General features: G+C 40.6%; 9 protein-coding genes and 1 tRNA gene. 5 read left to right on the forward strand and 5 right to left on the reverse strand.

What is annotated here, in order from left to right; translation table 11 throughout:
* Positions 1-2: 2 nt before the first annotated feature.
* Both HUU81_RS08670 and HUU81_RS08675 read left to right on the forward strand, forming a co-directional pair.
* Positions 3-1,097, forward strand: a complete 1,095-nt coding sequence (locus HUU81_RS08670) for a DUF3080 family protein (protein WP_199611888.1) — start codon at positions 3-5, stop codon at positions 1,095-1,097.
* A gap of 118 nt (positions 1,098-1,215) precedes the next feature.
* Positions 1,216-1,292 (forward strand) — tRNA-Val (locus HUU81_RS08675).
* Positions 1,293-1,346: 54 nt separating this feature from the next.
* Here the strand turns inward: HUU81_RS08675 and HUU81_RS08680 are convergent.
* Complete coding sequence (locus HUU81_RS08680; RefSeq protein WP_199611890.1) at positions 1,347-1,880, reverse strand: NADPH-dependent FMN reductase; 534 nt, start codon at positions 1,878-1,880, stop codon at positions 1,347-1,349.
* 226 nt (positions 1,881-2,106) lie between these two features.
* Here HUU81_RS08680 and HUU81_RS08685 point away from each other — a divergent pair, with 226 nt between their 5' ends.
* Together HUU81_RS08685 and HUU81_RS08690 are read left to right on the forward strand one after the other, a co-directional pair.
* A complete protein-coding gene (locus HUU81_RS08685) occupies positions 2,107-2,790 on the forward strand; it encodes a HupE/UreJ family protein (RefSeq protein WP_407644849.1) in 684 nt (227 codons plus the stop codon).
* Between the two features lie 62 nt (positions 2,791-2,852).
* Complete coding sequence (locus HUU81_RS08690; protein WP_199611894.1) at positions 2,853-3,404, forward strand: hypothetical protein; 552 nt, start codon at positions 2,853-2,855, stop codon at positions 3,402-3,404.
* Here the strand turns inward: HUU81_RS08690 and HUU81_RS08695 are convergent.
* The 4 genes from HUU81_RS08695 to HUU81_RS08710 are packed head-to-tail and all read right to left on the reverse strand — an operon-like array spanning position 3,385 to position 10,367.
* Positions 3,385-4,416 (reverse strand): zinc-binding dehydrogenase, encoded by a 1,032-nt coding sequence (locus HUU81_RS08695; protein ID WP_199611895.1) that lies wholly within the window; start codon positions 4,414-4,416, stop codon positions 3,385-3,387. The two genes, HUU81_RS08690 and HUU81_RS08695, sit on opposite strands and share 20 nt — an antisense overlap.
* Positions 4,417-4,425: 9 nt before the next feature.
* The gene (locus tag HUU81_RS08700) at positions 4,426-5,901 is read right to left on the reverse strand and encodes a TolC family protein (protein ID WP_199611896.1); all 1,476 of its coding nucleotides are present in this window, start codon (positions 5,899-5,901) and stop codon (positions 4,426-4,428) included.
* Positions 5,902-5,910: 9 nt separating this feature from the next.
* Positions 5,911-9,129, reverse strand: coding sequence for an efflux RND transporter permease subunit (locus tag HUU81_RS08705; protein WP_199611897.1), 3,219 nt, complete (start codon positions 9,127-9,129; stop codon positions 5,911-5,913).
* 32 nt (positions 9,130-9,161) lie between these two features.
* Positions 9,162-10,367, reverse strand: a complete 1,206-nt coding sequence (locus HUU81_RS08710; protein ID WP_199611898.1) for an efflux RND transporter periplasmic adaptor subunit — start codon at positions 10,365-10,367, stop codon at positions 9,162-9,164.
* A 144-nt stretch (positions 10,368-10,511) separates the two neighbouring features.
* Here HUU81_RS08710 and HUU81_RS08715 point away from each other — a divergent pair, with 144 nt between their 5' ends.
* Positions 10,512-11,492, forward strand: coding sequence for a LysR family transcriptional regulator (locus HUU81_RS08715; RefSeq protein ID WP_199611899.1), 981 nt, complete (start codon positions 10,512-10,514; stop codon positions 11,490-11,492).

Below are 11,492 nucleotides of genomic sequence, written 5' to 3' on the forward strand. Positions count from 1 at the left end.
CAGTGATATATACAAAGCATGTATACCAAAACAAAAAAAACAAAGTGCTTATTTTACTTTGTGCTTTTTTACCGTTAGCAGGTTGTACACCAACACCACTGTCAATATTCGATACCTATGAAGCGCGCCTAGAAAAAACATTAACTAAGGCATTGTCAGCAAATAGTAACAGCAATAATCTTCCTTCACTTGAATCAGTGTCTGTCAATCGCCCTACAGCGCCTCGATTTAAATTACTTGAAAGGCCAATACCGGAAATGAGTATGGGCTTAGTAAACACTTTTAAATACGCCAGATGCGGACTTCAAGAGTTAATCGGGCAACGTAATAGTGGTTTAGGCAGACTCATGCCTCCAAGTCATAAACTTAGGTATGAGATCACGTTTATTGATATCGCTGAGATCTGCTTGGCTGAAGAGAAACTACAAAATGATGAAGAATTGAAAACCATTCTTGTAGAAAAACGCCAAGCGTTACCTATCGTATTTAATAACTTTATTATAAATGATAAAGAGTTAAGGCATTTAATTAGTGTGGGCAAAAACGCACTTGAAGAAGAAGGTAATGCCGGACTGACCCAAGCAATTGAGGTGCTGAATTACTTATTAGATATAAGAGCGCAGATTGAGCAATCTTCAATGCCAGCCGTAACACAACTAGAGCCATTGTTATCTGAACTTTACGGAAATAATAGCGTGCCAAACTTGTTAAAAGCGGAACTGCTATTATTACCGAAGTTACAATCTCTTAATCAGTATTTATCAACAATAAGTCACAACCGTATATGTGCTAATAAAGCGTCACTTAAGCACGCTGAAGTGCTGTTCAACATTAATCAAAAATATTTTATTGAAGGGCTACAAGGATATTTAGCAAAATTACAGCGTTATCACTTTAATATAGATAATCTGATTATTTCTTTGTTTATGCCTGTGAATAAAGCACAGTCGACTAGTCAACACGCTGAGTTTGAAAAGTACCTTAAGTATTATTTTACTAGTGAGCCAGACAGCCTACAAAGTCAGCTAAAAAATGAAATACAAGCCCATGTGAAATGGTGGGTAAACTTACGTAAAACTTGCAATAACTATACGTAACGTTGTTTGCGATAGGTTACATATTAATCAAACGCAGCAAGCACTTAAAAAATATCTTGCATATGAAATTCAACCCCATTAGTATACGCGTCGCTGACAACAACTTGTTGTCATTTGTACGACCGTAGCTCAGCTGGTTAGAGCACTACCTTGACATGGTAGGGGTCGGTGGTTCGAGTCCACTCGGTCGTACCAATTTCTATTGTTTATATCCCGCTTATTTCTTAATTTTATTTATTGATATTTAGCTCATCGTAAATGATTCAAATGGCTTACTGCGTCTTTGAATTGCTCATTCAGCTCTTCATGCGTAATTACACGCTTTTTAACATCAAAATTATCATGAAAACAAGGTATTGCTAAACTTGCCTTAACTACCCCATCAAAATAAGGCGCAGATTCAACTGCACTTGCGAGTACGCTACTTCCCCCTCTTGGGCCTGGCGAACTTGAGAACAATACCATTGGCTTATGATTAAACACTTTAGTTTCTATTCTAGAGCACCAATCAAATAAATTTTTGTATGCCGCGGTATATGAGCCATTATGTTCAGCAAAAGAAATAATTATTCCGTCACTATTTCGTATTTTTTCGAGAAAATCTTTCGCTAATTGTGGATGCCCTATTTCAGCTTCTTTGTCTTGGCTAAATAATGGCAATTCATAATCATTTAAATCTAAAACTTCAACTTCAGCGTTTTTCAACAATTGAGCCGCATAGTTAACCAACATTTTATTGATAGATTTGGTGTGGTTACTAGCAGCAAACGCGACAATTTTCATGTTCAATACCTTGATCTTATAAAAACTATAATAATAGCTTCTTCTTACACATTTGCCTCATAGCACTAACATGTCAAAATCACTGCTTTATGTTTACTTTAATCACGCATTTTAATATTGGCTATTAAATAACCTGTCTAAAAGATATTCCGCATTACCCAACATCATGATACCGTGTGGTTATAACTTACTAATTAGCTTGAGTTTCTGTTTGAATAATAAGTATATTCCCCTTTTTATACTGCCACTTATTTTCTTTTTGTTTGCTTTGGTATCTATTGAGGCAATTGCGCATGGCGTAGACGAAACTACACGGCATTTTTTGCTACAAAGTCAGGGCGTACAATTCATGCCTTTTGTATATATTGGCGCTAAACACATGATCACAGGTTATGATCATTTATTGTTTATAGCAGGCGTAATATTCTTCCTGTACAAAAGTAGAGAAATTATTCTTTATGTGAGCATGTTTACGATTGGTCATAGCATAACGCTACTATATGGCGTGCTAAATGACATTCAAATAAACGCTTACTTAATTGATGCAATCATCGGATTATCAATTGTATATAAAGGGTTTGACAACCTTGGTGGCTTTAAGCGCACTATTGGCTTTTCACCCAATCCAAAAGCAGCTGTACTTATTTTTGGCTTATTTCACGGGTTTGGTCTTGCAACTAAAATTCAAGAGTTTGGCTTATCTTCAAACGGGCTGCTAACCAACCTTATCGCCTTTAATGTAGGGGTTGAAATAGGTCAACTAAGTGCCTTAGCACTTATCTTAATTTTCATTAGTTTTTGGCGAAAACATCATAGCTTTAAGCAGTTTTCTGCCACCACTAATACATTGCTGATGAGCGCGGGGTTTATGTTAATGGGCTATCACTTAACAGGTTACGCTGTTAGTTAATATCAGACTGTTAGCCAATATTAATCCGTTTTCAGTTAATTATTTATTTTAGAGAGTGACCAATGCCAGAAACCCTATCCACTGCATCATTAATTAAGTCTACAGTTATATCATTAGTGATAGCCATCTGTGCGTTAGTTACTATTATTCTTCCAGCAGAATACAATATTGATCCCACAGGCATTGGCAAGCTGTTGGGTTTAACAGCATTAGCAAACACACCCCACTCCCCGGCAAAAAGTGATACGGTGCAAAATAACAATGAGCATACTATTAATGAAAATGCGACTGTGCTAACCGATTCCATTACCGTAGAAGTACCCGCTGACCGCGGAATAGAGTACAAGTTTTACATGAAACAGTATCAAAAAATGGAGTATGAATGGGTGACGGATGGCGAACCATTGTACTTTGATCTACATGGTGAGCCTGAAGGTGACACAACGGGCTACTTTGAAAGTTACGCGATTACTACTTCAAATCAAATGAAAGGCAGTTTTACAGCACCTTTCGCGGGCTCCCATGGTTGGTATTGGAAAAACACATCAAGACAACCCGTAAATATTACATTAAACGTTAAAGGTAACTACACCCTTATTGGCTTGAAGCAGTAACATTCACTATTTGCTTACCAACAATTCCACCCGCTAATTGGTTGCGCAATGCACTAGACACTGCCGCTGCATTAAAGCTAACTGGAAATAGCTTAGGAAGCTTTAACGTTTCGTTACTCACACCTTCTAAAAGCAAGTTGCCCATAAAACTCATTTTTTGTTGAGCACATAAACTATTACCAAGCCATGCACCACCTAGAGATACAATGCTTAAATTAGGTGCTTTGCAAAACAGTAGATCATTATCCAACGCAGGTAATGGGTTTAAACATGCAATTCGGCCGCAAAATCGTAATAGCGCTATGTTACGGTTTGTGGTTTCACCGCAAATTGAATCTAATATGGTATCAAATCCTTGTGGCCCAACTTCTTTGCGAATGTTATCTACAAGCTTTGGATCGTTATAATCAAAAACGGCATCTGCACCAAGCTGTTTTAAATATTTATGATTGGACTTTGAAGCGGTAGTAAAAACAATTGCACCCCGTTGCTTGGCAAACTGAATGGCTAACTGCCCTATTGCACCCGCGCCTGCTTCAATTAAAATTGATTCACCTTCTTGTAATTGCAGTTTTTCAAGTGCAATCAATGCTGGCATGCCTGCACAAGGTAATGACGCAGCTGCATCCGAGGTAACATTATCAGGCACCAGAGACACGGCATAATTTGGCACCACCGCATATTCCGACAGCGCCCCTTGCCCTGCTAAATTGGCGTGCCACATCACGCGCTGACCGCAACTTGGAAACATACCCTTGCCAGACTTAACCACTACACCAACAGCATCCAATCCAATAACATGTGGATATTGCCACTGACAAAAACCAGACTTAACAAATTTTGCATCTACTGGGCTTAGCCCAACCGACTCAACTTTTACTAACACCTCACCTTCGTTAAGTGGAGGTACATCTAAGATAAGATCCACTAATTCGATATCTGCACTAGGCTCAGTGATACCAATAGCACGCATGGTGGTTGGAATATCAGAATCGACAAGGTATGTTTGCATATTACCGCCTTATGCACCATTTGATTGTAATAGAGTTAACGCATGGCTCCACTGACCGTTAAAGGCTTTAAACGCCTCAACACGCGAAATTAAAGACGCAACCGTAGAGTCAACCGCATTTTGTTGTGCTATTAAAACATCCTGTCTTGCATCAAGCAACGTTAGATAAGGTACTTGTCCTTCCTCATACATTGCTGTTGCTTGTTCAAATGCACGATTTGCATATTCAAATCTTTTGGTTGCAAATTGATGTTGTTGAGTTTGCGTAAGTAAACGATTTAATGATCGCTCACTATCTGCAATCGCTTCTAACACCGCTTGCTTATAATCTGCATATGCCGCTTCAGTAAACAATAATTGCGTGTCTAATTGCGCCATTAATGCTGGATAGCTAAGTAAAGACCATTCAACTTGCGGCTTAATTTGCCAATGATTAACGGTATTACTTAGCCCAGCGCTATCAACACTTAGCACGCCCGCAAAAGCAGTTAAGTTAATAGAGGGAAAAAGCGCGGCCCGCGCAGAATCACTTAACGCCTGCTCTTTAGCTAATTGGTAGAGCGCTTGGCTAATGTCTGGGCGCTTTGCAATAGCAAGTGAAGGGCTTGCTAATTCAACACGTAATTTATCAATGGTAAATTGTTTTTTAGCATACTGGCTGAGTGTACGTAGTTCATCTGCAACTGTTTTAGTATCTGGAATATTTATATCGCTAGCTGTGCGTCCTGTTAGTACCGCTAACGCAGCTTGGTTATTAAATCTAGCTTGCTCTACTAACGGTAACAACGCTTGTTGTTGATTAAGTTGAGCATAAGCACGATTTAAATCTAACGAAGAGCTATACCCTTCTTCAACCCGAATTTTTAATACCTCAATACTTTCTTCAAGTGCGCTAATTTGCATAGCAATAATTCGATGTTTTTCATTACTGCCATGCCAGTTTAAATAGCTTTGTACAACACCAGAGACTATTTCAACATACAGCGAACGTTGCAGCTCTGCTTGTGCTAATGCATTCGCGTTAGCTGCGCTAATTAACTCATCTATGCGACCAAATAAGTCTAACTGCCAGCTCAAGCCCAAGCCAGCTTTTGCTGACTCGGTTTGAACATTGTCGACAGACTCTTTAGTACTAGCTACTAAAGCGCCACCTTGTGGTAAGTACTGATGTTGCTCGTAACCTAATTGTCGGTATGCCGCTTGAAGGCGCTTGCCCGAGGCTATAAGCGCATTGTTTTGAGTAAGCGCCTCTTCAACCAATGCATTTAATGTGGTGTCATTTAATTGCTGCCACCAATTTACTTCACTTACGCCTTTAAGCTCATCTGCAATGGTAGCGCTTGCTATATATGTATTTAAATTGTCAGACTGTTTTAAATAGTCATTATTACTAGCACAACCTGTTAGCGTAACCATCATAGTGGCAGCTAATAACGTGAAGTTTTTTGCCTGAATTTTTGTCTTAGAGCTAAAAAATGTTTTCATTGCGACCACCTATGCTGACTGCTTATTGATGTTACTAGCGATAGCTTCATTATTTAACTCTTCACTGGCTGCACTCGTCGCATCGACATCAGCGTCTTTAGTCCGTTTATCGCGCGTAACGGCCATGTAAAACACAGGCGTAAATAACAAACCAAATACGGTAACGCCTACCATGCCTGCAAATACTGCGGTCCCCATTGCATGGCGAGTTTCTGCACCGGCACCACTTGCTAATACGAGTGGCACAACACCCGCAGTAAAAGCAATTGAAGTCATCAATATAGGGCGCAAACGCATTCTGCATGCTTTAATAATGGCATCTAATTGTGATAGGCCATGCTCATGCTGCTCTTTGGCAAATTCGACCATTAAGATGGCATTTTTCGACGCCAAGGCCACTAATACAATTAACGCAATTTGCGTAAAGATATTATTGTCACCACCCACTAGCCACACTCCCACTAAAGCAGAGAAAATAGTCATCGGCACAATCAAAATAATCGCTAATGGTAAACGCAGGCTTTCATATTGCGCTGCAAGCACTAGAAAAACCAACAATACAACTAATGGAAATACATAAACCATAGTGTTGCCTGCCAGCTGCTGCTGATAAGTTACTTCAGTCCATTCGTACTCAATCCCTTTAGGTAAATTATCAGCAAGGATTTTTTCGATAGCCACTTGCGCTTGGCTTGAACTATAACCAAAGGCAGGAGCACCATTAAGCTCTGCACTTGGGTAACCGTTATAGTGCATCACACGATCGGGGCCTGTAGTTGGTGTTACTTTAAGCACTGCACCTAACGGCACCATATCTCCGTTGCGATTGCGTACTTTTAGGTTAAGGATTTGTGCCGGGTCTAAACGGTAGTCCGCATCTGCTTGCGCATTAACTTGATAAGTTCTGCCAAATAGATTGAAGTCATTTACATACATCGAACCTAAGTAAACTTGTAACGCATTAAATACTTCTGACAAGGGCACGCCTTGTATTAACGCTTGTTCACGGTCAATATCAATATCCATTTGTGGTACTTGAATTCTAAAACTTGAGTAAATACCCGTTAAAGCAGGATCTTGATACGCTTTGCCAATCACGCCTTGAAGTGTATTAAACAAAGTTTCAAATCCTAAATTCGCTCTGTCTTCAAGTTGTAATTTAAAGCCTCCCGTTGTACCTAACCCCTGAATCGGTGGAGGTGGAAATACAGCGACGAACGCTTCGTCAATAGCTGCAAAACGTTTGTTTAGTTCGCCTGCAATCGCCATTGCTGACTGACTTGGATCAGAACGTTTATTAAAGTCTTCTAACGGTGTAAAAACGATACCGCTGTTCGGGCTCATGGTGAAACCATTAACTGACAAACCTGGGAAAGAAACAGAGTGCTTAACACCTGGCACAGACAGTGCGATTTTCTCCATTTCTTTAATAACTGCTTCTGTTCTGTCTAAACTTGCCGCGTCAGGTAATTGCGCAATTGCAATCAGGTACTGTTTGTCTTGAGCTGGAATAAATCCGCCCGGAACGGTTTCAAATAATTTAACCGTTGAGCTAACTAAGACTAGATAAATAACGCCCACCACTAAACTCATGCGCACAAGCTTTTTAACGACGCGCTCGTAGCCTTTCGCGCTTTTATCAAATAATCGATTAAACGGCTTAAATAACCAACCACCAAATAAAGCATTGAGTAAACGAGTTAACCGATCAGGCTTGTCACTATGAGACTTCAGTAGTAGCGCTGATAATGCAGGCGATAATGTTAACGAGTTAATTGCCGAGATAATGGTTGATATCGTAATCGTTAAAGCAAATTGCTTATAAAACTGGCCCGATAATCCTGTAATAAAAGCGGTAGGAATAAATACGGCACACAGTACCAATGCTATCGCAATAATTGGCCCTGTTACTTCGTTCATTGCTACACGCGTCGCCTCAAGTGGTGTAAGCCCACGTTCAATATTCCGCTCTACGTTTTCAACAACTACAATTGCATCATCTACAACAATACCGATAGCTAAAACAAGGCCAAATAATGACAGCGTATTAATTGACACACCTATCCACTGCATCACAGCAAATGTGCCAACTAGCGACACAGGCACCGCAATTAATGGAATAATTGAGGCGCGCCATGTTTGAAGAAACAACACAACCACAATAACAACCAGCGCAATTGCTTCCAGTAATGTAGTAATTACTGCATCAATTGATCCGCGAACAAATACGGTAGGGTCATAAACAATATCGTACTTCACTCCTTCAGGAAACGACTCAGATAAGCGAGCCATGGTCTCACGCACTTGGTCAGACAACTCAATTGCATTTGAACCTGGGCGCTGGAAGATTGGCATTGCCAAAGCGGGCTGTCCGTCTAGCATCGCACGTAACGAGTAGTTATTTTGACCAAGTTCAAGGCGGGCAACTTCATTTAAACGGATTACAGCACCATTATCACCAACTTTGATCACTACACGTTCAAATTCTTCTATAGTAGATAAACGGCCTTTAACGTTTAGCAATATTTGAAATTGGTTTGAATTAGGTGAAGGTTGTGCACCTAAACTACCCGCTGCAACTTGTTGGTTTTGCTGGCGCAGTGCGGTTACCACATCCATTGCGGTTAAGTCACGGGCTGCTAACGCATCGGGGTTTAACCACACACGCATAGAGTATTTACCGCCACCAAATAGTTGTACGTCTCCTACACCACTTAGGCGTGCAATCTGGTCTTTAACGTATAAATCTGCATAGTTTGAAAGATAAGCCGTATCATGTGTTTTTTCTGGCGAATATAAGTGAACGACCATTGCTAAGTCTGGTGACGCCTTTTCTGCAACCACACCTAATCGTTGCACTTCTTGCGGTAAACGCGGTAACGCACTGTTCACTCTATTTTGTACTTGTACTTGGGCACGATCTAAGTCTGTACCAAGCGAGAAAGTAACGGTTAACGTCATTCTTCCATCACTCGTCGCTTGAGAAGACATATACAACATGTTTTCTGTGCCGTTAATCTCTTGCTCTAATGGCGTTGCCACCGTTTCTGCTATGACCTTTGGGTTGGCGCCCGGATAGGTTGCGGTAACAACCACCGTCGGCGGAACAACTTCCGGGTATTCACTTACGGGCAATTGAAACAGTGAAATACTGCCGCCAATAAATATGATGAGCGACAGTACAGCTGCAAAAATTGGCCGCTCAATAAAAAAGTGGGAAAATTTCATCTTAATTCCTTATGAACCTGATTAATGGCAACTTAATCTTTCGCAGCCAAACGCGGCATATTAGATAGCTGCTGTTCAAGCGTAAAAGCAACGTTTGTGTAATCAATATCAACTTTGTTAGGCGCTATTGGCATACCTGGGCCAACCCGTGCAGGACCATTTACGGCAATAATGTCACCTTCATTTAATCCTTTATTAATCGCACGCAAATGGCCATAACGCTCGCCAAGCTCAACAAGTTTGTATTGCAATACATTGTCTTTACTTACCGTAAGCACAAATCTGTTTTTCAAATCTGTACCAATGGCGCGATCTGGCACAACAATTAACTGTTTCACTTTATTTGTTGCAACCTTAATACGTGCAAATGCGCCTGAACGTAACGCACGCTGTTGAGAGTCAGGCTTATTATTAAATACTGCACGTACTCGCAAAGTGCCTGTATTTTCATTAATCACATTATCAATAAAGTCGATGTAGCCTTGATGAGAGAAGGCATCGTTACCTGTTAATTGCATCACCACAGGCTGTTTAGTGTTGTTGGTAATGTCGCTGAATGATTGATTCCAAGTGCGCTCATCGATGTCAAAATAGGCATACATTGCTTCGTTTGACACAATTGAAGTTAAAACACTTTGTCCCGCAGTCACGTTATTGCCTTTGGTGATTTCTGCACGAGAAATAACACCGTTAATTGGCGATCGAATTTCGGTAAACTCAAGATCAAGTTGAGCAGCTTTCAATTGTGCTTTTAATGCGGTTAATTGCGCTTCTTTCTGCTGAGCGGTTGATGCACGCGATTCTGTTTGTTCTGCTGATATCGCATTTCTGGCCTTTAACCGCGTTGCACGTTGTGCTTCACTGGTTGCTTGCGCTAAGGCCGCTTCGGCGCTTTTAATCTGTGCTTTTAAGGTATCTACGTGAGCCTTAAATTGACGAGCATCTAACTTAACCAGTAAATCGCCTTCGTTAACTACATCGCCTTCTTTAAATTCGATTGACTCTATCACTCCAGACACCCTAGGCTTTAATTGAACGTCTTGGGGTGACTCTAGCCTTGAAGTGTAAGTATGCCAGTTTTGAACAGGCTGAAATGAAACTGATGCAACATCCACAGGTTGCAGAGGTGCTTGAGCTTTTGGTGTATCTGTTGGTGCTTCGCTACACGCAACGAGTACTGTAATAGCAGCAAAGGTAACTGCTACGTTTAATAATGATGTAATAAGCGGCTTAGTCATGTTCGCTCTCCTTGTAAAAATATGAATAGATCTTAGGAGACAATTAACCGATAAAAAAGCATCGATTTATAAATTCATTAATGCCAAAATGGCACCAATTAAAAAATCAACTACACTTTTAGTAAGCCATCTCTAGGAAATATTTTGGATACAACCAGCCGATTAATCATGTTTTTGGAAGTAGTTGAACAAGGCTCATTTGCTAAAGCTGCGTCGTTACGCCACATAGACCGCTCTGTCATATCAAAACAAATAACACGACTTGAAGACGAACTAGGTGTGCGATTACTAAACCGCACAACCCGATCGTTTTCTATTACAGCCGCGGGGGCGGAAATGGTTAAACAGGCTAAAGCGCTAAGAGCATTGCTTAACGATACATTTCGAGTAGCTGAGAATTATCACTTAGAGCCAAAGGGGCTATTGAAAATTGCTTCATCTACCATCATTGGCAAGCGCTATATTCAGCCTGTTATCAACGATTTTCAAAAACGCTTTCCTCAGGTAGAAATAGAGTTGTTGTTGGAAGATAGACTAGTAGACATTGTTGCTGAAGGGGTGGATGTGGCTTTTAGAGTGGGTGAACCAAAAGATTCATCACTTATTGCCAGGAAAATTGCGCGCAATCGCTTGCTTATTTTAGCCTCGCCAGAATATCTTGATACGTACGGAGAGCCAACAACCATTGAAGAGCTGGGCGCCCTACCCGCCGCCAGTTATTCAAGCAGTGCACTACGTGTTGAGTCAATTGATTACATTAATAAAAGCGGGATCCTTGCACAACAAGCAATAAAAAGCGTGTATCGTGCGAACGATGCTGAAGTACTAATGATGAAAACCTTGTCTGGCACCACATTTTTCACTGCACCTGCCTTTATTGTTGCGGACGAAGTGAAAAGTGGACAACTAAAGCCAATCCTTACGCATGTTCACTTAAAAGAATACAGTGGGCTATACGCAGTGTATCCGCACAGAGATTTACCGGTAAGAACACGGCTATTTTTTGATGCAGTAAAAGAATACATCGGAAAAGATAAACCCATATGGGAAAACAACATACCCAACTTCGATGCGATGTACGGTTACAACAAACAACTTACTAAACCAATTAGCGTATTACCCTAG

This window comes from Flocculibacter collagenilyticus (assembly GCF_016469335.1).
Classification (GTDB): domain Bacteria; phylum Pseudomonadota; class Gammaproteobacteria; order Enterobacterales; family Alteromonadaceae; genus Flocculibacter; species Flocculibacter collagenilyticus.

Excerpts from the sequence above, each read along its gene's own strand:
- HUU81_RS08680 (WP_199611890.1), bottom strand. The coding sequence starts at position 1,880 with ATGAAAATTGTCGCGTTTGCTGCTAGTAACCACACCAAATCTATCAAT.
- HUU81_RS08690 (WP_199611894.1), top strand. The coding sequence starts at position 2,853 with ATGCCAGAAACCCTATCCACTGCATCATTAATTAAGTCTACAGTTATA.
- HUU81_RS08705 (WP_199611897.1), bottom strand. The coding sequence starts at position 9,129 with ATGAAATTTTCCCACTTTTTTATTGAGCGGCCAATTTTTGCAGCTGTA.
- HUU81_RS08695 (WP_199611895.1), bottom strand. The coding sequence starts at position 4,416 with ATGCAAACATACCTTGTCGATTCTGATATTCCAACCACCATGCGTGCT.
- HUU81_RS08700 (WP_199611896.1), bottom strand. The coding sequence starts at position 5,901 with ATGAAAACATTTTTTAGCTCTAAGACAAAAATTCAGGCAAAAAACTTC.
- HUU81_RS08710 (WP_199611898.1), bottom strand. The coding sequence starts at position 10,367 with ATGACTAAGCCGCTTATTACATCATTATTAAACGTAGCAGTTACCTTT.